Raw genomic sequence first — 24,021 nt, forward strand, 5'->3', positions numbered from 1 at the left:
CACGAAAGACAGAACAAAAAATCAAAAGCAGAAGCCGGTCGCTTCGCTCTTAAATGCCTGACTTCTGACGTTCCCTTGCTGCCGGCCAGCGGCCGGCACTACCGGGGAGCATCCACGCATGGCGTGGATCTACCGCAGATCGCGGAAATCTGTCGGAGGCGGGGTGGGTCCGGTGGCGGGGGTGTCCGCGGCATGGATGCCGCGGCCAAGCCCCCAGGGTGAAGTGACCCCCCGGGAGTTGGACGTCAGATCCAACCCCGAGGGATACATGAACAGATACGACGCACGTTTCAAACTGCAGGTCGCCAAAGAGGCCTGCAAGACCTCCACATCGGTCAAAGCCATTGCCCGTCGCCACGGCCTTGAGTTCTCCACGGTCAGGCGCTGGGTGGCGACCTATCGGCTGCATGGTTGGCGCGGATTTCATCGCCAGGCCCGGTTCTATGACCTCCCGTTCAAGCTGGCTGTCCTGGAAAAGATGAGCCAGGACGGCATGTCTGCGCGGGAGGCCACCACCTACTTCCAGATTGGTGATGCCGGCGCGGTGGGGCGATGGCAGCGCCTGTATGCTCAAGGCGGTGCCCAAGCGTTGGCACCGCCTCCGCCGCTGCCCCGAAAGCCGATGAAAAAGACCCGTTCGTCCAAGCCGCCTGAAGAAATGAGCCGCGATGAGCTGCTCAAGGAAGTCGCCTATCTGCGTGCGGAGACCGACTACCTAAAAAAACTCGATGCCTTGATCCGGGAAGAGCAGGCGGCGCAAGACGCAAAGCGCAAGCCATCCAAGGATTGAGGCAGGTTCATACGCTGTCGCTTCTGCTCGAAGCGGCAGAGCTGTCACGCAGTACGTTCTATTACCAGAACCATGTCCTGGCCCATCCGGATCAGGACGAGGCAGCCCTGTGCGAGCGCATCCGTGCAATCTACGATCAAAGCCAAGGGCGCTATGGCTATCGCACGGTGACGCTGGAATTGGCCAATCAGGGTCATCGGACCAATCACAAGCGGGTACAGCGCCTGATGGGGGAGATGGGCCTGAAATCACGGGTACGGGTGAAGCGCTACCGGTCCTTCAAGGGGGCCGCCAATGTTGTGGTTGGCAATGACCTCAATCGCCAATTCCACGCCGAGCGCCCCAACCAGAAGTGGGTGACCGACGTGACCGAGTTCAAGGTACAAGGCATGAAGCTGTACCTGTCGCCGATCATGGATCTCTACAACGGCGAAATCGTGGCTTATCAGATCAAGCGCCAGCCCGTGTTCGATCTGGTAGGTCAGATGCTGGAGGAGGCCATCAAGAAGCTTTCGCCGGATGAACGCCCCATGATCCACTCCGACCAGGGCTGGCAGTACCAGCATGAAAACTACCGGCACATGCTGGAAAAACATTCGTTGAAACAAAGCATGTCCCGGCGTGGCAACTGCCTGGACAATGCGGCGATGGAGAGCTTCTTCGGGACGCTGAAGTCGGAGTTCTTCTACCTGAACAGCTTTGACAGCATCGAGAGTCTGGAGGCTGGCCTGGTGGAATACATCCAGTACTACAACCAGGAGCGCATCAAACTGAAACTGAAAGGTCTGAGCCCGGTAGAGTACCGGGAGCGGGCCCAATCGGCCGCCTGACCCCGTCCAAGTCTCGGGGGTCACTTCAGGGACGGGTTTACGGCGTCCCCCGCCACCGGACCCACCCCGCCATCCCACGGGAACCCCGCTTTTGCTTTGGCCGTTGCTGTTGCTGTTGCCCTGGCCTCGGCGGGTGCCGGGCGCCGCCCGGCCAGAGCCCTTCCCCCGCTTCCGGTACAATGTCGGGCCCGTTTCCCAACTACGGTTCCCCGGACATGATGGTCCTCGAGGGCGCGCCCGCCCTGTCGCCGTTCCGCCGCGAACGTCTTGAATCCCGCCTGCAGTCCATCGCTCCCTCTCTGCGCATCAGCGGTGCCTGGCACGTCTACTTCGTGCAGCCCGAAGGCAGCGCCGCTCCCGACCTCGCCACCCTGTGCCGCATCCTCGAAGCTGCGCCGCAGGCAGAAGCCGTGGCCGACGGCGCGGTCAGCCGCATCGTGGTGCCGCGCCTGGGTACGCTGTCGCCGTGGTCGAGCAAGGCCACCGAACTGGTGCGCGGTGCCGGCCAGCCGGTAAGCCGGGTCGAGCGGGGCCTGCGCATCGACGTGCAGGGCTGGCCGGCCGATGCCGACGTGCAGCAGGCGCTGGTCAAGGCACTGCACGACCCGATGACGCAGTCAGTGCTGGAGACCGTGCAGCAGGGCCAGGCGCTGTTCTCGGCGCCCGCCCGCGGCGAACTGGAACGCGTGCCGGTGGACCAGCTGGAGGCCGCCAACGAGCGCCTCGGCCTGGCCATGGCCCAGGACGAGATCGATTACCTGCGCGAACGCTTCACCGCGCTGGGCCGCTCGCCGTCGGACGTCGAACTGATGATGTTCGCGCAGGCCAATTCCGAGCACTGCCGCCACAAGATCTTCAACGCCAGCTGGACCATCGACGGCCAGGAGCAGGACCGCTCGCTGTTCCGGATGATCAAGAACACCCACCAGCAGACCCCGCAGCACACGCTCAGTGCGTACAGCGACAACGCCGCGGTGATCGAAGGCCATCCGGCGTCGCGCTACCGCCCGGATCCGGCCAGCGGCGAGTACCGTCGTGAACCGCAGGTGCCCAGCGCGTTCCAGATCAAGGTGGAGACCCACAACCACCCGACCGCCATCGCACCGTTCCCGGGCGCCTCGACCGGCGCCGGTGGTGAAATCCGCGACGAAGGCGCGACCGGCCGCGGCGGCAAGCCGAAGGCCGGCCTGACCGGTTTCTCGGTCTCGCACCTGCGCATTCCCGAGCTGCCGCAGCCGTGGGAAGCGCCGCGCGCGCTGAACCCGCGCATGGCGCCCGCGCTGGAAATCATGACCGATGGTCCGCTCGGCGGCGCCGCGTTCAACAACGAGTTCGGCCGCCCGAACCTGCTTGGCTACTTCCGCAGCTTCGAGCTGCCGGAAGGCGCCGACCTGGTGCGTGCCTACGACAAGCCGATCATGCTGGCCGGCGGCCTCGGCGCCATCGACCGTACCCAGGTCGACAAGATCCAGCTGCAGCCCGGTGATGCGGTCATCGTGCTCGGTGGCCCGGCGATGCTGATCGGCCTGGGTGGCGGTGCCGCCAGCTCGGTGGCCTCCGGCGAAAGCGCCGAGGACCTGGACTTCGCCAGCGTGCAGCGCGACAACCCGGAAATGGAACGCCGCTGCCAGGAGGTCATCGACCGCTGCGTGGCGATGGGCAGCAACAACCCGATCAAGTTCTTCCACGACGTCGGTGCCGGTGGCCTGTCCAATGCCATCCCCGAGCTGCTGCACGACTCCAAGGTCGGTGGCGTGATCGATCTGGGCAAGGTGCCCACCGATGATCCGTCGCTGTCGCCGATGCAGCTGTGGTGCAACGAATCGCAGGAACGCTACGTGCTTGGCGTCGCCCAGGAGCGCCTGGCCGAGTTCGCCGCGCTGTGCGCCCGCGAGCGCTGCCCGTTCGCTGCGGTCGGCGTGGCCACCGCCGAGGAACACCTGGTGGTGGCCTATGGCGCCGTGCCGGGCCACACCCCGGCCGATGCGCCGATCGACCTGCCGATGGACGTGCTGTTCGGCAAGCCGCCGAAGATGCACCGCGATACCGCACACCCGCCGGCACCGCGCTGGCCGGCGCTGAAGACCGCAGGCCTGGACCTGCAGGAAGCGGGTCTGCGCGTGCTTGCGCACCCGACGGTGGCCTCGAAGAACTTCCTGGTCACCATCGGTGACCGCAGCGTCGGTGGCCTGACCGCACGCGAACAGATGGTTGGCCCGTGGCAGCTGCCGGTGGCCGATGTGGCCATCACCGTGGCCGACTTCGACGGCGTGGCCGGCGAGGCGATGTCGATCGGCGAGCGCACCCCGCTGGCCCTGCTCGATGCGGCGGCTTCGGCACGCATGGCCGTGGGCGAAGCGTTGACCAACCTGTGCGCGGCCCCGGTCGATGCGCTGGATGAGATCAAACTGTCGGCGAACTGGATGGCCGCGGCCGGCCACCCCGGCGAAGACGCGCTGCTGTACGACGCGGTGAAGGCCGTGGGCATGGAACTGTGCCCGCAGCTGGACATCAGCATTCCGGTGGGCAAGGACTCGCTGTCGATGCAGGCGCAGTGGCACGACCAGGGCCAAGCGCACAAGAGCGTGTCGCCGGTGTCACTGGTGATCTCTGCGTTCGCACCGGTCGCCGATGTGCGCCAGCAGCTGACCCCGCTGCTCGACCGCGACGTGGAAAGCGAGCTGTGGCTGATCGGCCTTGGCGCCGGCAAGCAGCGGCTGGGCGGTTCCATCCTGGCCCAGGTGCATGCCGACCACGGTGACCTGCCGGCGTTCGCCGGCGCTGCCCCGGATCTGGACGACCCGCAGCGCCTGCGTGGCTTCTTCGAGCTGATCCGCGATGCGCGCCAGGCCGGCCTGCTGCTGGCCTACCACGACCGCAGCGACGGCGGTGCCTTTGCCGCGCTGTGCGAAATGGCCTTCACGTCGCGCCTGGGGCTGGACATCACCCTCGATGCCTGGGGCGACGATCCATTCCGCAGCCTGTTCAACGAAGAGCTGGGCGCGGTGGTGCAGATCGCACGCGAAGACCGCGCAGCGTTCGCCGACCTGGTCGAGCGCCATGCACTGACCGAGTGCGCGCAGCGCATCGCCAAGCCGACCACCGCACCGGTGGTGCGCGTGTCGCTGGCTGGCGAGAACCTGGCTGAATGGCGCTGGGAGTCGCTGTTCGACGCATGGTGGTCGGTCACCCACGCGATGCAGAAGCGCCGCGACAACCCGGCCAACGCCGACGCCGAGCGTGAGATCGCCCGTGCCTTCATCGCACCGGGCCTGAAGCCCAAGCTCAGCTTCGACATCAATGAAGACGTGGCCGCCCCGTTCATCAGCACCGGTGCGCGTCCGCGCGTGGCCGTGCTGCGCGAGCAGGGCGTCAACGGCCAGATCGAAATGGCGAACATCTTCGAACGTGCCGGCTTCCGGCCCTTCGATGTGCACATGAGCGACCTGATCGAAGGCCGCGTCGCCCTGCAGGACTTCACCGGCCTGGTCGCCTGCGGCGGCTTCAGTTACGGCGACGTGCTTGGCGCTGGTCGTGGCTGGGCCACCTCGATCCTGGAGCGCAGCGCGCTGCGTGATGCCTTCGCCGCGTTCTTCGCGCGCGAGGACAGCTTCGCCCTGGGCGTGTGCAACGGCTGCCAGATGATGAGCCAGCTGAAGGACATCATTCCCGGTGCCGAACACTGGCCGCAGTTCCGCCGCAATGCCAGCGAGCAGTTCGAAGCCCGTACCGCGCTGCTGGAAGTGGTGGAATCTCCGTCGATCCTGCTGCGTGGCATGGCCGGTTCGCGCCTGCAGGTGGCAGTGGCGCATGGCGAAGGCCAGGCGGTGTTCGACAACGCGGTCGACCAGGCCGCGGCCCGTGTTTCGCTGCGCTACATCGATGGCCACGGCAACGTCGCCAGCCAGTACCCGCTGAATCCGAACGGTTCGCCGGACGGCATCACCGGCCTGACCAGCAGCGACGGCCGCGTGACCATCATGATGCCGCACCCGGAACGCACCCCGCGCGCGCTCAACATGAGCTGGGCCCCGGCCGAGTGGCAGGGTGATTCGCCGTGGATGCGCATGTTCCGCAACGCGCGGGTGTGGTGCGGCTGATCGCACCACACCGCGCAGGCTTCAATGCCGTTGCGTATGGAAAAACCCGCCGTTGATCGGCGGGTTTTTTCTTTGCGCGTGTGAAAATCCTGATGTACCCGCGAGTTACATGGATTTTCAGGCGACAGGGTTACGTCACGCGTCGCTAACAAAATCCTTTCATAAACAGGGAAAAGAGTGAACTACTTCACGGCAATAGGATTTGTCGTGTCAAAGTCTTGACGATCTGCAAAGTTGCCGTTAACACTTGAACCCCGTTTCAGAATCATTCATTTCGCAGTAACCGGTTGGCGCACGCGCTCGGTTTTCTGTCGCTGCGCGCCGTTCGGCAATACCCCGCAGTAAATCACGCGAATAAACGCCCCCAGGGGACGTTGGGCCGGAAAGCCCAGCGGTGGCGTTGCTTTGCCCAAAACCAGTCCAATCAGGAGCCGTACCGATGAATCGGATTTATCGCAAGGTCTGGAACAAAGCATTGGGTCAGTTGGTGGTGGCCTCGGAACTGGCTTCCTCCGACAGCAGCAGCGGCGGGGTCGTCGACCAGCGCCGCGATGCGACACAGGCCACGCCCGCACTGCTGGCGGTGGCACTGGGCCTGGTATTGGGATTGGGCATGAGTGGCTCCGCCACCGCGCAGTCGGTGCAGATCGGCGGTAGCGCCACCTGCGTGGCATTCAGCGGCAAGCTGCTCGAAAAGTGCCTGATCGAAGGCTCGGCCACGGCCAAGGGCAGCAATGCGGTGGCGATCGGCAGCAACAGCAGTGCCAGTGCGGCCAACAGCGTGGCGCTGGGCGCCGGCTCCAAAGCCACGCGTGCCAACACCGTCTCCGTCGGCGATGCCGGCAAGGAACGGCAGGTCACCAATGTCGCCGCAGGCACGCAGGCGACCGACGCAGTGAACAAGGCGCAGCTGGACGCGCAGGCGCGCGCCACGCAGGCCGCGCTGGCCGACGTTGCCGCCGACGGCAACCGGTACTTCAAGGCCGACGGCGCAGGCGATGACAGCGACGCGGCGAAGATCGAGGGTGAAGGCGCACTGGCCGCCGGTGCCGGTGCGCAGTCGCTGGCCAACGCCACCACTGCCATCGGTACCCAGGCCATTGCCGCAGGCATCGGCGCCAGCGCATTCGGCCAGGGCGCGCTGGCGATCGGCGATGCCAGCGTGGTGGTCGGGCAAAGCGCAGCAGCCTTCGGCCTTGGCGATACCGCCGTCGGTGCCAGCGCCTACGCCGCCAGCGAAAACGGTGCAGCAACGGCACTGGGTGCACTGTCCGAAGCCACCGCCGATGGCGCGACCGCCGTCGGTGGCGGTGCCGTAGCGATGGGCCCCGGCAGTACCGCATTGGGCCGCGGCGCCACGGCTGCCAACGAAGCCTCGATTGCAGTCGGTGCGTTCAGCACGGCCGTCGGTGAATACAGCACCGCGCTGGGCTCCAATTCGGCCGCAGTCGCTACCGGCAGCGTGGCGTTGGGCGCCGGTTCGCTGGCTGACCGTGTCGATACCGTGTCCGTCGGTGCCGCCGGATATGGCCTGACCCGCCAGATCACCAGCGTTGCCGCCGGCACCGAAGATACCGATGCGGTCAACGTTGGCCAGTTGAAGGATGTTGCCGCAGTGGCCGATGCCACCGCCAAGCGCTTCCAGGCCACCGGCAGCAGCAACAGCGATGCCGGTGCGCTGGCTGAAGGTGACGACGCGCTGGCCGCAGGCGAGGCCGCCAATGCCATCGGCACTGGCACCACGGCGGTCGGTGCCGGTGCCACTGCCGTTGCGCAGAACGCGACTGCGGTGGGCAACAACGCGCTGGCCTCGGGCCAGAACAGCGCGGCATTCGGCAACAACGCGCAGGCCAACGGACCGGGCAGCGTGGCCGTCGGTGGCGCTGCGGTGGATGCCAACGGCAACCCGCTGATCACCAGTGGTGGCGTGCCGGTGGTCACCGGCGCCACCAGTGCCGGCGTGGGTGGCACGGCCGTCGGCGCCAGCGCCGATGCCAGCGGTTTTGCCGCGTCGTCCTATGGCGTGGGGGCCTATGCGTCCGGCGCGCAGGCGTCGGCGTTCGGTGCGGTCTCCAATGCCATCGGTGATTACTCCACGGCATTGGGTACGCAGAGCAATGCCACGGGCACCAGCAGCGTCGCCATTGGTGGCCCGGCCGACCTGATTCCCGGCCTGGGCTTCTTCGTACAGACACAGGCCAGTGGTGAAGCCGCGACCGCGGTGGGTGCCGGCGCCATCGCCAGCGGCGACCGTGCCGTGGCCAACGGCAGCCTCAGCGAAGCCTCCGGCGCCGAAGCCACCGCGGTGGGCTATTTCGCCTATGCGCCGGGCGAGAACGCCAGCGCGCTTGGCGCGCAGACCTGGGCCAGTGGTGCGCAGAGCACCGCAGTGGGCTACTACGCTACGGCACGCGGCGCCAACAGCGTCGCGCTGGGCGCGAACTCCGAAGCGGTGCGTGCCAACAGCGTGGCCGTCGGCAGTGCCGGCAACGAGCGGCAGATCACCAGCGTTGCAGCCGGCAGTGAAGCCACCGATGCGGTGAACAAGGCGCAGCTGGATGCGGTGGCCAGCACCGCCGACAGCACCGCGCGCTTCTTCCAGGCCCAGCCTGAAGCTGGCAGTGATGCCGGTGCGCTGGCGGAAGGCGAGGGTGCCATCGCGGCCGGTTCGTCGAGCAATGCGATCGGTGCCGGCGCGGTTGCACATGGCGCGGCCGCGTCGGCCATCGGCGATGACAGCGTGGCGGTGGGCCGCAACAGCACGGCCACCGGCAATGGCGGTGTCGCCATCGGTGGCCTGGGCCAGGCCTACGACGAGTTCAACCAACCCATCATCGGTGCAGATGGCAAGGCGCAGCAGGTGGGTACCACGGCCGTGGCCGATGCCACGGCGGTCGGTAGCGCTGCGCAGGCCAGCGGTGCAGCCAGCAGCGCCTTCGGCAATGCGGCCAAGGCCAGTGGTGACAACAGCTTCGCCGCCGGCGGCAAGTCGCGCGCCACCGGCGCGTATGCGGTGGCGGTGGGTGACAGTGCGTTTGCCAGCAGCGATGACAGTACCGCGGTGGGCGGCTACAGCTGGGCCACCGCCAGCGGCGCCAGCGCCTTTGGTTCCGGTGCGTGGGCGACCGCCACCAATGCCTCGGCGTTCGGCAACGCGGCGTGGGCCAGCGGCGCTGGCGCCACGTCGATCGGTTACAACAGCTGGGCCAACGGAACCAGCGCCACCGCAGTCGGCCGTGGTGCCTTCGGCTATGGCGACAACAGCGTGGCGCTGGGCTTCCAGGCACTGGGCAACAGCATCAACAGCATCGCCATCGGCACCAACACGGTGGCCGGCGGAGAAAGTGCGATCGCGCTGGGTGCGGGCAGCAATGCCAGTGCCAGCAACGCCGTCGCACTCGGCGCGGGCTCGGTCGCCAACCGCGCACGCACGGTGTCGGTGGGCAGCAGCGGCAACGAGCGCCAGGTCACCAACGTCGCCGCCGGTACCCAGGCCACCGATGCGGTGAACAAGGCACAGCTGGATGCGGTGGCAAGTACCGCAGCAACCACCAGCCGCTTCTTCCAGGCCAGCGGCAACGGCGACGATGTGGCGGGTGCGCTGGTGGAGGGCGACAACGCACTGGCCGCAGGTGATGCAGCCAACGCCATCGGCAATGGCGCCACCGCGCTTGGCAGCGGTGCCAATGCGCTGGCCGGCAACGCGCAGGCGATCGGCTTCAACGCGCTGGCGACCGCCGCCAATGCCAGTGCCGTAGGCGCCAATGCACAGGCCATCGCCGAATACGCCACCGCGCAGGGTGCGGAAAGCGAAGCCAGCGGTGAGCAGAGTGCAGCGTTCGGCGCGGCCAGCATCGCCAGCGGCGCAGGCAGCACCGCCAGCGGTGCCTTGTCCGAAGCCTCCGGCGAAGAAGCCGTAGCCGTGGGCTACTTCAGCAACGCCAGTGGCAGTGGTGCCACCGCGGTCGGCAGCGAGAGCGTGGCCAGCGGCACGGCTGCGGCAGCGTTCGGTATCGGTGCCGAAGCCACCGGTGGTTACAGCACCGCCATCGGCGGCTACGCACAGGCCTCGGCCTTCAATGCCACCGCCTTCGGCAACTTCGCCAACGCCTCGGGTTCCAACAGCGTGGCCCTGGGCGGTGATTCGCAAGCGTCCGGCGCCTACAGCACCGCCACCGGCCAGGGCAGCCTGGCCACCGGCACCAACAGCGTCGCCGTCGGCGGCTCGCTGTTCGGCGTGCTGGCGACCGAAGCCTCGGGCAACTACTCCACGGCGGTGGGCGGTGGCGCCTGGTCGGGGGGCATCAACAGCACCGCGCTGGGCAATGCGGCGGAATCGCGCGCGGCCAACAGCGTGGCGCTCGGTGCGGATTCGATTGCGGACCGCGACAACACCGTATCGGTGGGCGGCGGCGGCAACACCCGCCAGGTCACCAACGTGGCCGATGGCACGCAGGGCAACGATGCGGTCAACAAGAACCAGCTCGATGCCGTAGCCGCCGCTGCGGAGAAGACCAGCAGGCAGTTCCAGGCCAGTGGCAATGCCGATGGTGAAACCGGCGCGCTGGTGGAGGGTGACAATGCGCTGGCAGCAGGTGATGCGGCCAACGCGATCGGCAACGGTGCCACTGCGCTCGGCAGTGGTGCCAATGCGCTGGCCGCCAACGCCACCGCCGTCGGCATCGATGCGCTGGCGACCGGCACCAACGCGGCGGCACTGGGCAGCACCGCTCAGGCCACCGGCGAGGACAGCCTGGCCCTGGGCAGCGGTGCCAGCGCCAGCGAAGTGGGGACAAGCGCGGCGGGCGCGCGTGCACAGGCAAGCGGTGTCTACAGCACCGCCAACGGTACCGAATCCAACGCCAGTGGCGCACAGTCCCTTGCCAGCGGCTTCCGCAGCGCGGCCTCCGCCGATGGCACCACAGCGGTGGGCGGCTATGCCGAAGCAACCGGTCGCCTTGGCACCGCACTCGGCTACGGCTCGGCTGCCAGCGGTGCCAACACCACGGCGGTGGGCTTCGGCGCCGCGGCGGCGGGCACCGGCGCGGTTGCGGTGGGTCAGTCGAGTGAAGCCAGCGGTGCGGAAAGCGTGGCGATCGGCGGCAGCACCTTCTTCGGCCTGATTCCGTCGCGCGCCAGTGGCACCGGTGCGGCAGCATTCGGTGCCGGTGCATGGGCCACCGAGGATTACGCTACCGCCATCGGCTGGAATGCCTGGTCGGCAGGCAGCAACGCCACGGCGCTCGGTGCCAATGCCACCGCCAATGGCAGCAACAGCGTTGCGCTCGGTGCCGGTTCCAAGGCTGACCGCGACAACACGGTGGCCGTTGGCAAGGCCGGCAGCGAACGCCAGGTCACCCACGTTGCAGCCGGTACCGAAGCCACCGATGCGGTGAACAAGGGCCAGCTCGACGCCGTTGCCAGTGTCGCCGACAAGACCAGCCGGCAGTTCCAGGCCAGCGGCAATGCCGATGGCGAGGCCGGTGCACTGGTCGATGGCGAAAATGCGCTGGCGGCCGGCAATGCGGCCAATGCGATCGGCAACGGCGCCACCGCGCTGGGCAGCGGCGCCAACGCCATGGCCACCAACGCCACGGCGGTTGGCTTCGATGCACTGGCCACCGGCAACAACGCTGCCGCACTGGGCAATGCTGCGCAGGCCAGTGGTGTCGACAGCGTTGCGCTGGGCAGCGGCGCCAGCGCCAGTGAAACCGGCGCCAGCGCCACTGGCGCCGGGGCCCAGGCCAAGGGCCCCTACAGCACGGCCAACGGTGCGCAGGCCACGGCTACCGGCACGCAGTCGCAGGCCAGTGGTTTCCGCGCCAGTGCCTCGGCCGATGGCGCTTCGGCGCTGGGCAGCTATGCCGAAGCCAGCGGCCGCCTGGGTACCGCGGTCGGTTACGGCAGCAAGGCCACCGGTTTGAATGCCACGGCGGTGGGTGTCAGTGCCAACGCTTCGGCTGCCGGCAGTGTCGCACTGGGTGGAGGCTCGGTGGCCGATCGTGCCAATACCGTGTCCGTCGGCAGTGCCGTCAACAACCGGCAGGTCACCAATGTCGCCAACGGTACCGAAATCAATGACGCAGTGAATCGCGGGCAGCTGGACGCCGTTGCGTTCACCGCCAACACCACCAACCGATATTTCCGCGCCAATGGCACGGGAACCGCGAACGCCATCGGTACCGATTCGGTAGCGATGGGCTCGGTGGCCAATGCGGCGGGCGCACGCAGCATCGCGCTGGGTGCCAATGCCACGGTGTCTGCCTCCGGCGCACTGGCCGTTGGCGCCGGTGCGGGTGCGGTCGGCGTCAACTCGGTTGCAATCGGTGCTGGAGCGCGTGCGCTGGATGCCAATGTTGTGTCGGTGGGCAGTGGCAACCCCACCGATGGCCCGGCCACCCGCCGCATCGTCAACGTGGCTGATGGCCGCATCGCTGCCGGCAGCAGTGACGCGGTGACCGGTTCCCAGCTCAACGTCACCAACCAGCGCGTGGGCGCGGTGGAAACCCGCGTCGGTGATTTCGATTCGCGCATCGCCACGGTGGAGACCACGGCGGCCAGTGCGGTCGGCTACGACGACGCCAGTCGTGACCGCCTGACCCTGTCCGGCTTCCAGGGCACCACCATCGACAATGTCGGTGCCGGCAGCATCGCAGCCGGCAGCCGCCAGGCGATCAATGGCGGCCAGCTGTTCCAGTCGCTCAGCGATGCCGCCAGCTTCCTCGGCGGCGGTGCCAGCGTCGGCATGCAGGGCGTATTCGTGGCACCGAACTATGTGATCCAGGGCGCCACCTACAGCAACGTCGGCGATGCATTGGGTGCGCTGGACCGCAAGGTCAGTGAGATTGACCGCCGTACTGCGGGTGGCACGCGTGCAGGTGCTGCCAGCCTGCGCGCAATGAGTGCCTCGCTGGATGAAAGCGCACTGGCCAGCGTTGCCGATGCATCGGCGGCGGCCGATGCGGCACCGGCCAGCAGCGCACGCGTGCAGGGCACGCCGACCGCTGCGGCGGCGGGCGCGGGCATCCCGGTGGGCACCCCGGCATCGGGCCTCAACGCGGTCGCCATGGGCGACGGCGCAGTGGCCAGCGGCGCCTCGTCCACCGCCATCGGCCAGGGTGCCAATGCCACCGCTGCGAACGCGGTGGCGCTGGGCCAGGGCTCGGTCGCTGATCGTGCCAACACGGTCTCGGTGGGCAGCGAAGGCAACGAACGCCAGGTCACCAACGTGGCAGCCGGAACCACCGCCACCGATGCGGTCAACAAGGGCCAGCTCGATCGTGGCATGGCTACCGCCAACAGCTACACCGACAGCCGCGTCCAGGCCGTCGCCGACAGCTTCGATGTGTTCAAGGGCGAGATCGACGGACGCCTGCGCCACATGGATCGCCGCATCGACCGCCAGGGCGCGATGAGCGCGGCGATGCTCAACATGGCCACCAGTGCTGCCGGCATCCGTACCCAGAACCGGGTCGGCGTCGGCATCGGCTTCCAGGGCGGTGAATCGGCACTGTCGCTGGGTTACCAGCGTGCGATCAGCGATCGCGCCACGGTGACGTTCGGTGGCGCCTTCAGCAGCGACGACAGCTCGGTCGGCGTCGGTGCCGGCTTCGGCTGGTAAGCCACTCCATCGCGCCGGCGGCCACCCACGCCGGCGCAGCACCTGCAACGAGGGCCTGGGGGGAGGTCACGGCAATCCCGGCTGGGCCGGCCGGGAGTCGTCAAGGAATGATGGCCGCAGTGTTGGTTCGATCCATGACCCAGAAGAGGAATTCGACGTGATCAAGAAGCAGAACCTTCGCATCAATGTGTTGGCAGCCGCCGTGCTGTCGCTGACCGGTGTTGGCCTGGCACAGGCCGCCGACCTGAAAGCAAATGCGCCGTTGTCCGGCCCGAAGACGCAGCAGGTTGATGGCATCATCGTGAAGTACCGCGCTGGCAGCGCCGCAGCTGCCGATGCGAACGCCAAGCTGGCCGTGGTCAACTCGGCCATCGCCCGCGCCGTGCCGGCAGGTACCAACGCGGCTGCGCGCAGTGCCGCGCTGCGACCGCAGGTGGCCCGCAAGCTGGGCATCGGTGCCGATCTGATCCGCCTGCAGGGAGGAATCGCGCGCGCCGAACTGGACAAGGTGCTGGGCGAACTGAAGGCTGACCCGACCGTCGAATATGCGGTGGCCGACGCCATCATGTATCCGATCGATGCCGCGTCGTCGCCGCGTGCGGATGCCGTCGCGAAGTCCGATGCGTCGCCCAGCTTCGTGCCCAACGATCCGTACTACCAGAGCCACAACTGGCACTTCCACAACCCGGTCGGTGGCGTGAACGCACCGGCCGCATGGGACGTCTCGCAGGGCGAGGGCGTCGTGGTGGCCGTGCTCGATACCGGCATCCTGCCCGAGCACCCGGATTTCGCCGCCGGCACCCTGCTGGAGGGCTACGACTTCATCAGCCAGGCCAGCCGCTCGCGTCGTGCCGCCGATGGCCGCGTGCCGGGTGCACTCGACTACGGTGACTGGATGCCCACCGCCAATGCCTGCTACGACGGCTCGCCGGTACGCGACAGCAGCTGGCACGGTACCCATGTGACCGGCACCATCGCCGAGGCCACCAACAACGGCCTGCATACCGCCGGCCTGGCCTACAAGGCCAAGGTGTTGCCGGTGCGCGTGCTCGGCTACTGCGGTGGCACCCTGTCGGACATCACCGACGCCATCACCTGGGCCTCGGGCGGTACCGTGGCCGGCATCCCTGCCAACCAGAATCCGGCCGAGATCATCAACATGAGCCTGGGCGGCTCCGGCAGCTGCGATCCGGCCTACCAGGCGGCCATCACCGGTGCCACCAACCGCGGTACCCTGGTGGTGGTGGCAGCCGGCAACGACTCGATGAATGTCGCCAACGCCCGCCCGGCCAACTGCGATGGCGTGGTCTCGGTCGGCGCGACCGGCATCACCGGCGCCATGGCCTACTACTCCAACTTCGGTACCCGCATCGATCTGTCCGGCCCGGGCGGTGGCGTCACCGACGGCAATCCGAACGGCTATGTCTGGCAGGCGGTGTCCAGCAGCAAGACGTCGCCGCCGGCAGCCGGTTCCACCGAGGGTTACACCCTTGGCGGCAAGGCCGGCACGTCGATGGCGGCACCGCATGTGGCTGCCGTCGCCGCGCTGGTGCAGAGCGCGCTGATCGCCGCCAACCGCGACCCGCTCGCGCCGGCGGGCATGCGTACCCTGCTGAAGGAAACGGCACGTCCGTTCCCGGTCAGCATTCCGTCCGCCACGCCGATCGGTACCGGCATCGTCGATGCCAAGGCCGCGCTGGACAAGGCCCTGGAAGAGCCATGCACCGAGAACTGCGGGCCGGTGGCCAAGCCGCTGACCAACAAGGTGGCCATCGGCGGGTTGAGTGGTGCCGCCGGCAGCAGCGTGCTTTACAGCTTCGAAGCCGCGGCAGGCAAGCAGCTCAGCGTCATCACCTATGGTGGCACCGGCAACGTGTCGGTCTACCTGGCCAAGGGCCGCGAGCCGAGTGCCACCGACAACGATGCGCGCTCGACCCGTCCGGGCACCTCGGAAACGGTGCGGGTGACGGCACCGACTGCCGGCACCTACTACATCAAGGTGGTGGGCGAGGCGGCTTACAGCGGTGTGAGCATTCTCGCCACGCAGTAAGCGCGCAGTGCGGTAGTTCAATGGCCGAAGCCCGTCACCCGCATGTGACGGGCTTCGTCTTTTTACGAAAGCGGGCGGCGGGGCGACGGAAATCACGACGTAACTGCTAAAGTCGAGCCGATTGACAGGAGAGTCACGTGAACGCCCTTGCTGCAACCGCTGCCGACGACGCCGAAGGCCGCATCCTGGATGCGTTGTTGGCGCGTGGCCGCCTCAAGGAGAGCGATCTTGCACGGGCACGGCCGCTGCACGCGGAGGCCGGCGGCAGCCTGCTTGGCCTGCTGGTGCGGCTGGGGCTGGTGTCCGAACGTGACCAGGCGCAGGCCAGCGCCGAGGTGCTGGGCCTGCCGCTGCTGGATGGCAAGCAGCTGCCGGATTCACCGCCCCAGGGTCTGGCCGAGGGCCTGCCGCTGTCCCTGCGTTTCCTCAAACAGTTCCATGTATGCCCGCTGGCGCTGGATGAACAGGGTGTACGGCTGTGGCTGGCCGATGCCCACGATCCCTATCCGCAGCAGGCTGTGCAGCTGGCACTTGGCGTACCGGTGACGCCGGTGCTGGGCATGCGTGCGGAGATCGATGATCTGGTCGAGCGCTGGTTCGGCCAGGGCCGCAGCGCGATGGGCGCGATTGTCGAAACCGCAGACGGCGAGGGCGGCGCGGTCGACGATATCGAGCACCTGCGCGACCTGGCCTCGGAAGCGCCGGTGATCCGCCTGGTCAACCTGGTGATCCAGCGTGCGGTGGAACTGCGCGCTTCGGACATCCACGTCGAGCCGTTCGAAAGCCGGCTGAAGGTGCGTTACCGTGTCGATGGCGTACTGGTGGAGGGCGAAAGCCCGCCGGCCAACCTCACCGCAGCGGTGATCAGCCGCATCAAGATCATGGCCCGCCTCAACATCGCCGAGCGCCGCCTGCCGCAGGATGGCCGCATCATGCTGCGCGTGCAGGGCAAGGAGCTGGACCTGCGCGTGAGCACGGTGCCGACCGCGCACGGCGAGAGCGTGGTGATGCGCCTGCTCGACCGCGAAACGGTGGTGTTCGATTTCCATCGTCTCGGCTTTACCGATGCGTTCCTGCCGCAGTTCCGCAAAGTGCTGGAACAACCGCACGGCATCCTGCTGGTCACAGGCCCGACCGGTTCGGGCAAGACCACCACGCTGTACACCGCGCTGAGCCAGCTCAACACCGCCGACGTCAAGATCATCACGGTGGAAGATCCGGTCGAGTACCAGATCGAGGGCATCAACCAGATCCAGGCCAAGCCGCAGATCGGCCTGGACTTCGCCAACGCACTGCGCAGCATCGTGCGCCAGGACCCGGACATCATCATGATCGGCGAAATGCGCGACCTGGAAACCGCGCGCATCGCGATCCAGTCGGCGCTGACCGGCCACCTGGTGCTGTCCACCCTGCACACCAACAATGCGGCCGGCGGCATCACCCGCCTGCTCGACATGGGCGTGGAGGATTATCTCCTCACGTCCACCATCAACGGCATCCTGGCCCAGCGCCTGGTGCGTCGGCTGGAGCCGACCCACGCCGACCGCTATGAAGCCTCGCCGGAGGAGATCGAGCGTTTCGAGCTGCGCCGCCTGCAGCCGGAAGGGCCGATCCATCTATACCGCCCGAAGCCTTCGGCACTGGCGCCGACTGGTTACCTGGGCCGCACCACCATCATGGAATTCCTGGTGATGAACGACGCGCTGCGGCGTGCGGTGATGCGCCGCGATGGCATGGGCGAGATCGAACGCATCGCCCGTGAAGCCGGCATGCGCACCATGTACGAGGATGGCCTGGCCAAAGCACTCAGCGGCCAGACCACCATCGAGGAAGTGCTGCGCGTGACCGAGGAAAGCTGATGCGCGCAGGACGCCGGGGCTGACATGCCGAACTACCGCTACAAAGCGCTCAATTCGCACGGCGAGATATTCGACGGGCAGATGGAAGCCGCCAGCGAGGCCGAACTGGTCGCGCGCCTGCAGGATCAGGGCCATCTGCCGATGGAGACCCAGCTGGCCGATGGCGGCGTGGTCGGCGGCAGCAGCTGGCGCACGCTGCTGCGCCAGCGCCCGTTGCAGGGCGCGGCGCTGCTGCAGTTCACCCAGCAGCTGGCGACCCTGCTTGGTGCCGGCCAGCCGCTGGACCGTGCACTGTCGATCCTGCTCGGGCTTCCGGAAGACGAACGCTCGCGGCGTGCGATCACCGACATTCGCGACGTGGTGCGCGGCGGTGCGCCGCTGTCGACCGCGCTGGAGCGCCAGCACGGCCTGTTCTCGCGCCTGTACGTGAACATGGTGCGTGCCGGCGAGGCGGGTGGCAGCCTGCACGAGACCCTGCAGCGGCTGGCCGACTACCTCGAACGCAGCCGCGCGCTGCAGGGCAAGGTGATCAACGCACTGGTCTATCCGGCCATCCTGCTGGTGGTGGTGGGCGGTGCGCTGCTGTTCCTGCTCGGTTACGTGGTGCCACAGTTCGCGCAGATGTACGAAAGCCTGGACGTGGCGCTGCCGTGGTTCACCAATGCGGTACTGCAGCTGGGCCTGTTCGTGCGCGACTGGTGGGTGCTGCTGCTGGTGGTGCCCGCACTGCTGGCATTGTTCTTCGAACGCAAGGTACGGCAACCGGCGTTCCGGCTGGCGCTGGATGGATGGCTGCTGCAGCGTCGCGGCATCGGCCGCCTGCTGGGCGAACTGGAAACCGCGCGGCTGGCGCGCACGCTGGGCACCCTGCTGCGCAATGGCGTGCCGCTGCTCGGGGCGCTGGGCATCGCACGCAACGTGCTGGGCAACCGCGCGCTGGCCGCTGATGTGGAAGCGGCCGCCGACGAAGTGAAGAACGGTGCCGGCCTGTCGCTGGCACTGTCACGCGGCAAGCGTTTCCCACGCCTGGCCCTGCAGATGATCCAGGTCGGCGAGGAATCCGGTGCCCTCGATACCATGCTGCTGAAAGCTGCCGACACGTTTGAACAGGACAGCGCCCGTCGCATCGACCGCCTGTTGGCCGCGATGGTGCCGGCGATCACCCTGGTGCTGGCCTCGGTGGTCGGTGCGGTGATCGTGGCCGTGCTGGTGCCGTTGTACGACCTGACCAATGCCATCGGCTGATGATGGCTCCCTACGCAACCCCGACACTCCGCAACTGAAAGGACCGACCATGATTGCTTCCCGTCGACCGATCCGCCTTTCCTTCACTGCCGCGCGCAACCAGTCGGGCATGAGCCTGCTGGAAATCATCATCGTCATCGTGCTGATCGGCGCGGTGCTGACCCTGGTCGCCAGCCGCGTGCTGGGCGGTGCCGATCGTGGCAAGGCGAACATCGCCAAGGCCCAGGTGCAGACCGTTGCCTCCAAGGTCGACAACTACCAGATCGATACCGGCAAGCTGCCTGGCTCGCTCAACGATCTGGTGACCGCACCGGCAGGTGTCGGTGGCTGGCTGGGCCCGTACGCCAAGCCGGCCGACCTGAATGACCCGTGGGGCCACGCGTTGGAGTACCGCGCGCCGGGCGAAGGCCAGCCGTATGAACTGATCAGCCTGGGCAAGGACGGCAAGGCCGGCGGCAGCAGCGTCGACGCTGACATCCGCTACCAGCCGTAACCAGGCATGATGCATTTCCTGCCGCGCCGGCTGCCTCGCCCGCGCCTGCACGGCAGGCGCGCAGCGGGCCTGTCGCTGCTGGAAATGCTGCTGGTGATCGCGCTGATCGCCGCGATCGGCCTGATCACCGCCGCGGGTCTGTCGCGCGGCTTTGCCGGCATGCAGCTGCGCAGCGCCGGCAAGGACATCGCCAACCAGCTGCGCATGGTGCGCGCCCAGGCCATCGCGCGCGGTGAGCCGCAGCGCTTCGTGATCGAGCCGGCGCGTCGCCGTTGGCAGGGGGCCAACCAGCGGCAGGGCGATGTGCCGACGCAGCTGCAGGTGCAGTTCGAAGGCGCCGCGCAGCTGGCCACCGCGCCGGGGCAGGGCGTGATCGAGTTCCATCCCGACGGTGGTTCCAGTGGTGGCCGCATCCGCCTGCAACGTGAGGGCGCCGAATGGCGCATCGATGTCGGCTGGCTGACCGGCGAGGTCCGCTCCGGCCCGTGGCAGGCGCCATGAAGCGGCAGGCGCGTGGTTTTACGTTGCTGGAAGTGATCATCGCCTTCGCCTTGCTGGGCCTGGCGCTGACGCTGCTTCTGGGCAGCCTGTCAGGTGGCGCGAAACAGGTCCGAGAGGCCGAGCTGCGCACGCGTGCGGTGCTGCATGCGCAGTCGCTGCTGGCCGAAGCCGGTGTCGCCGCGCCATTGCAGGTGGGCAGCCAGCAGGGCGACTGGGAACAGGGCCGATACCATTGGGAGCTGCAGGTACAGCCATGGGTCGAGCCGCGTGCCGCCAACGCGGTACAGGCACAGGCGCAATCGCCGGGGGCTCCCTGGCTGGCCGAGCTGCAGCTTCAGGTGCGCTGGGGCGAAGGCGAACGCGAACAACTGCGCTGGCGCAGCCTGCGCCTGCTGCCGCCGGACCTGGAGAGCGCGCGATGAAGCGACGCGCCGCAGGCTTTACCCTGGTGGAAGTGATGTTGGCCACGGTGCTGTTGGCCGGTGGCCTGGTGTTGGCCTTTGCCAGCGTGCGCTCGGCGATGGCGGTGAGCCAGCGTGGCGAGCAGATTGCCGCCGAGAGCGAACGCATGCGTGCGGTCGAGGCTCTGCTGCGGCGGCAGCTGGCCGGTGCGCTGCGCACGCCGCTGGAGGTGCCCGATCCCACCCGCGAACCGATCTTCTTCCAGGGCGAAGAGCAACGCATGCTGTTCGCGGCCGATCTAGCGGGCTATCTGGGCCGTGGCGGTGCCTACCTGCACGCACTGCAGGTGGATGGCCGCAGCGGCCAGCAACGCCTCCTGCTCGACCTGGTGCTGCTGCAGGAGGGCGAGCGCATCGCCGAAACTCCGCCGCGCCCACCGGAGGTGCTGGTGGAGAACCTCAAGTCGGTGCAACTGCGCTATCGCGGCATCGATGCCAGCACCGGGCAGGTGACTGATTGGATGCCGCGCTGGGATGATACCCGGCGCCTGCCGATGCTGGTGGAGATCCAGATCGTGCCCGCCAAGGGCGCTCCCTGGCCTGCACTGGTGGTCGCTCCGCGCGCGGGCGGCAGTGGAGGAGCGCGATGAGCCGGGCGCACGGCGCGGCGCTGGTACTGGTCCTGTGGCTGATCGCCCTGATGACGGCGCTGGTGGGCGCGTTCGCGTTGAGCGCGCGGGTCGAGCACCTGCAGCAGCGGGTGCTGGATGATGATGCGCGAGGCCAGGAGCGTGCACGGGCGGGACTTGAGTACGCGCTGACGCGCCTGTCCGCCGATCCGCAGCGGGCGCCCTGGCGCGCCGATGGCCGTGTCTATCGTTGGCAGTTCGATGACGCCAGCATCGAGATCAAGGTGCTGGACGAGAACGGCAAGATCAACCTGAACCTGGCCGACGTGGCTCTGCTGAGCGCCTTCCTCAAGGCGCTGGGTGAAGACGAAGCGCAGGCCCGCCAGCTGGCCGGCGCGATCGTCGACTGGCGCGACGAAGACAGCCTGCTGCAGCCCGGCGGCGGTGCCGAAGCGCCCGACTATGCCGCAGCAGGCCTGCCCTATGGCCCCCGCAACAAGCGTTTCGAGACGCTGGGCGAGCTGCAGCGGGTACTCGGCATGCGCGGCCCGCTGTACCAGGCCATGCTGCCGCACCTGACCCTGTACAGCCGCCAGGCGCGCCCGGATCCCCAGTTTGCCAGCGCGCCGGTGCTGACCGCACTGGGCCTGGATGCGGATACCGTGCTGGCGCAGCGCGCACAGCAGGAGCGTGACGCAGATACCGCTGGCGGTGCGACAACGCTTGCCAGCAGCAGCGGCACCTATAGTATCGAGTCTCGTGCAACCGACGGCAGTGGACGCCGGTCGGTGTTGCAGGCAGTGGTACGCAATGGCTCGGGCGGGGTTCCCGGGCGGTCCTACACAGTGCTTCGCTGGGAGCAGGGAATGACAGCAAGATGACGGCATGGCAGGACAGTGTGCGGCAGGTACAGGGCCGGATCGGCCCTGGCGCCGGCCGTTTCCTGCGCTGGTGGCGGCAATCGCTGCTGGCCTGGGTGCCGGCACGTTGGCAGTGGGCACTGGGCTGGGCACAGGCACGCCTGCTGCTGCAGCGCGAAGGCGACCACCTTCAGGTCTGGCGTGAGGCGGGGGAGCGCCGCGAACCGGTCGTACGGCTGCCGTGGCCGCTGTCCCCGGCCGAACTGGATCGCGTGCTGGAAGCCCGCCTGCGCAGCTTGCCGCGGGTGTGGCTGCTGCCGGCAGGCGATGTGCTGCGCCGGCAGCTGCGCCTGCCGGCGGCGGCGGCTGACCGCCTGCGTGCGGTGGTCGGTTTCGAGATCGACCGGCAGACGCCTTTCGAATCCAGCCAGGTCAGCTATGACGTGCGTGAACGTGGCGCGGCGGGCGAGGGCCAGCTGCAGGTCGAACTGGTGGCCTGGCCGTTGCGGCAGCTCGAGGCCTGGCGCAGCAACGTGGGCCAATGGGCCGATGCACTGTCCGGTGTCGATGCCATTGATGCGCAGGGCAACATCCTGCAGGTGAACCTGCTGCCGCCCGCGCAGCGTCAGCTGCAGGCCGACCCGATGCGGCGCTGGAACCTTCTGCTGGCCGTGGCCGCGGTGGTGATGCTGGTGCTGTCTGGCCTGCAGGTGCTGGACAATCGCCGCGCGGCGGCCGACGAACTGCGTGCCCAGGTGGAGCGCAGCGCGCGCAGTGCGCGTGGCGTGGCCAGCGAACGTGCCCAGCTGCAGGCGCTGATCGACGGTGCCGCGTTCCTCGAAAAGCAGCGCGGCCAGCGCGCGGGTACGGTGGAGATCTGGAACGAACTGACCCGGCGCCTGCCGGAGGGAACGTACCTGGAAAAACTGGCCATCGAGAACAACAACCTGCAGCTGATCGGCCTGAGCCGCGAGGCCTCGCAGCTGGTGCAGCTGCTGCAGGATGCGCCGCAGTGGCGCAAGGTCAACCTGACCGGCGTACTGCAGGCTGACGGCGCCGCCAGTGGCCGCGACCGCTTCACCATGACCGCTGAACTGCAGCCGTTGCCGGCGGCAGCCCCGAACCGGGAGGCGGCCGATGCCGATGCCAAGCGCACGCCGTGACCGCTGGCTGGCACTGGCACTGTTGCTGGCAGTGCTGGGCCTGGCCTACCTGCTGCTGGTGCACCCCTGGTTCACCCAGCCGCTGCGCGAAATCGATGCTGATGTCGCCGCCCTGCGCGAGCGCGAGCAGCGCGTGCAGGCGCAGCTGCAGCAGCAGCCGCAGATCGAACAGCGCCTGCGTGCCACCCGCGAGGCACTGCAGCAGCGGCCGGGCTTCCTGCGCGAGGCCACCGCCGAGGCTGCAGCCGCTGCGCTCGGCGCGAAGCTGCAGGATGCGGTGGCGATGGCCAGCCCGGGCAACCGCAGCTGCACCATCAGCAACCGCACGCCGCTCACCGACAACCGCCGCGACGCCGAGTTCGTGCGCGTCGCCATGCAGGTGCGCCTGCGCTGTGGCGTGGCCGAACTGGCCACGGTGCTGCACAGCCTGGAGACCGGCAGCCCGCGCCTGTTCGTCGACAACCTCAACCTGATCGCGCAGCGCTTCCAGCAGTCGCCGAATGAATCCGGGCTCGGCCTGGATGTGTCATTCGAACTGGCTGGTTACCTGCTGCCGGGGGCTGCTGCCGATGGCAGTGCGCCGGCGCCTGCCGCCGAACCGGTGTCCGCGCCGCAGCCGCCTTCAGCGCCACCCGCCCCCGCACCGGCGGCGCCGGTCGAGGGACAGGAGGTCGCTGATGAAACTTGAGCAGATCAGCCTGCGCACCGGTTTCCTGCTGGCCCTGGCCGGTTGGGCTGCGGCGGTCTGGCTGGCCACCGGCTTCGGTCTGGGCAGCCAGTTGCCAGGTGCGGATGGCGATGCCGATGCGGTGCCTTCGCTGCCGGTGCTGCCGCCGTTGGCCGCAGAACGCATGCCCAGCGCCGACAGCTACAGCGCGATCGGTGAGCGACCGCTGTTCGCCGAGGACCGCAGGCCGAAGCCCTACCTGCTCGGTGGCAGCGAGCCGGCCGCCAGCGCCGCGCTGCGCCTGACCGGCGTGCTGCTGACCAGTGACTTCGGCATGGCCACCTTCACCACCGAACAGAACCGTTCGCTGCGGCTGCGCCTCAACGGCGAAGCGGTGGACGGCTGGCAACTTGTGGGGCTTGCGCCGCGCCAGGCCACGGTGATCGGCCCAAGCGGCAGCCAGGTGCTGGAACTGGCCGTGTTCAATGGCCAGGGCGGCGAGCCGCCCACCGTACTGCGGGGTGCCAATGGCGCGCCGCCGGCGGGTGCGGTCGTTGTGCCACCGCCGGCGGGCGCACCGCCGATGCCATCCCCACCTCCGGCTGCTGCAACCGCAACCGCGCAGCCGCAGCCCGCCAGCAGCGTGCCATCAGCCGCCGCCGCGGCACCTCCTGCCAACACCAATGGCCCCAGCGAAGCGCAGATGCAGGCCATCCGCGAACGCATCCAGGCCCGTCGCCGCCAGCTGCAGCAACAACAGCAGCAACAACCGTCGCCGCCCCCGGGCGATGGCACCAACCGATAGAGTGAAT

Annotated in this window: 14 protein-coding genes; all 14 read left to right on the forward strand. The window is 68.1% G+C overall.

Annotation, left to right across the window (positions count from 1 at the left end; translation table 11 throughout):
* The first annotated feature begins 268 nt into the window (after positions 1-268).
* The 14 genes from CKW06_RS03165 (at position 269) to CKW06_RS03230 (ending at position 24,014) form a co-directional block, all read left to right on the forward strand.
* Positions 269-1,620, forward strand: a protein-coding gene (locus tag CKW06_RS03165; RefSeq protein ID WP_095052083.1) for an IS3 family transposase whose coding sequence is annotated in 2 segments (ribosomal slippage) — positions 269-716 and positions 716-1,620 — 1,353 coding nt in all. Because the reading frame shifts where the segments join, the coding sequence is not laid out codon by codon here.
* A 215-nt stretch (positions 1,621-1,835) separates the two neighbouring features.
* Positions 1,836-5,720 (forward strand): phosphoribosylformylglycinamidine synthase, encoded by a 3,885-nt coding sequence (gene purL, locus CKW06_RS03170; protein WP_174522850.1) that lies wholly within the window; start codon positions 1,836-1,838, stop codon positions 5,718-5,720.
* 439 nt (positions 5,721-6,159) lie between these two features.
* Entirely contained in the window at positions 6,160-13,341 is a 7,182-nt protein-coding gene (locus CKW06_RS03175) for an ESPR-type extended signal peptide-containing protein (protein ID WP_024958713.1), read from the forward strand.
* A 157-nt stretch (positions 13,342-13,498) separates the two neighbouring features.
* Complete coding sequence (locus CKW06_RS03180; protein WP_012479111.1) at positions 13,499-15,391, forward strand: S8 family serine peptidase; 1,893 nt, start codon at positions 13,499-13,501, stop codon at positions 15,389-15,391.
* Positions 15,392-15,528: 137 nt separating this feature from the next.
* Entirely contained in the window at positions 15,529-17,250 is a 1,722-nt protein-coding gene (gene gspE / locus CKW06_RS03185; protein WP_024958714.1) for a type II secretion system ATPase GspE, read from the forward strand.
* A 24-nt stretch (positions 17,251-17,274) separates the two neighbouring features.
* Positions 17,275-18,495: a type II secretion system protein XpsF gene (xpsF, locus tag CKW06_RS03190; RefSeq protein WP_005408025.1), complete on the forward strand. Its 1,221-nt coding sequence runs from the start codon at positions 17,275-17,277 to the stop codon at positions 18,493-18,495.
* Positions 18,496-18,544: 49 nt separating this feature from the next.
* Entirely contained in the window at positions 18,545-18,988 is a 444-nt protein-coding gene (gspG, locus tag CKW06_RS03195) for a type II secretion system major pseudopilin GspG (RefSeq protein WP_004142831.1), read from the forward strand.
* A gap of 6 nt (positions 18,989-18,994) precedes the next feature.
* Positions 18,995-19,489, forward strand: coding sequence for a type II secretion system protein XpsH (gene xpsH / locus CKW06_RS03200; protein WP_024958716.1), 495 nt, complete (start codon positions 18,995-18,997; stop codon positions 19,487-19,489).
* Positions 19,486-19,911, forward strand: coding sequence for a type II secretion system protein XpsI (xpsI, locus tag CKW06_RS03205; RefSeq protein ID WP_005408027.1), 426 nt, complete (start codon positions 19,486-19,488; stop codon positions 19,909-19,911). The genes xpsH and xpsI overlap by 4 nt, the downstream gene beginning before the upstream one ends.
* On the forward strand, positions 19,908-20,540 hold the full coding sequence (locus CKW06_RS03210; RefSeq protein WP_024958717.1) for a type II secretion system protein J: 633 nt from the start codon (positions 19,908-19,910) through the stop codon (positions 20,538-20,540). The genes xpsI and CKW06_RS03210 overlap by 4 nt, the downstream gene beginning before the upstream one ends.
* Positions 20,537-21,400, forward strand: coding sequence for a type II secretion system minor pseudopilin (locus tag CKW06_RS03215; RefSeq protein WP_005408029.1), 864 nt, complete (start codon positions 20,537-20,539; stop codon positions 21,398-21,400). The genes CKW06_RS03210 and CKW06_RS03215 overlap by 4 nt, the downstream gene beginning before the upstream one ends.
* Positions 21,397-22,542 carry a PilN domain-containing protein gene (locus tag CKW06_RS03220; RefSeq protein ID WP_005412206.1) on the forward strand — a complete coding sequence of 382 codons (1,146 nt, stop codon included), beginning with the start codon at positions 21,397-21,399 and terminating at the stop codon, positions 22,540-22,542. Before CKW06_RS03215 ends, CKW06_RS03220 begins: the two co-directional genes overlap by 4 nt.
* On the forward strand, positions 22,517-23,230 hold the full coding sequence (gene gspM, locus CKW06_RS03225; protein ID WP_024958718.1) for a type II secretion system protein GspM: 714 nt from the start codon (positions 22,517-22,519) through the stop codon (positions 23,228-23,230). The genes CKW06_RS03220 and gspM overlap by 26 nt, the downstream gene beginning before the upstream one ends.
* Complete coding sequence (locus CKW06_RS03230; protein ID WP_038646153.1) at positions 23,220-24,014, forward strand: hypothetical protein; 795 nt, start codon at positions 23,220-23,222, stop codon at positions 24,012-24,014. The genes gspM and CKW06_RS03230 overlap by 11 nt, the downstream gene beginning before the upstream one ends.
* The last annotated feature ends 7 nt before the right edge of the window (positions 24,015-24,021 follow it).

The sequence above is a fragment of the Stenotrophomonas maltophilia genome (assembly GCF_900186865.1).
Classification (GTDB): domain Bacteria; phylum Pseudomonadota; class Gammaproteobacteria; order Xanthomonadales; family Xanthomonadaceae; genus Stenotrophomonas; species Stenotrophomonas maltophilia.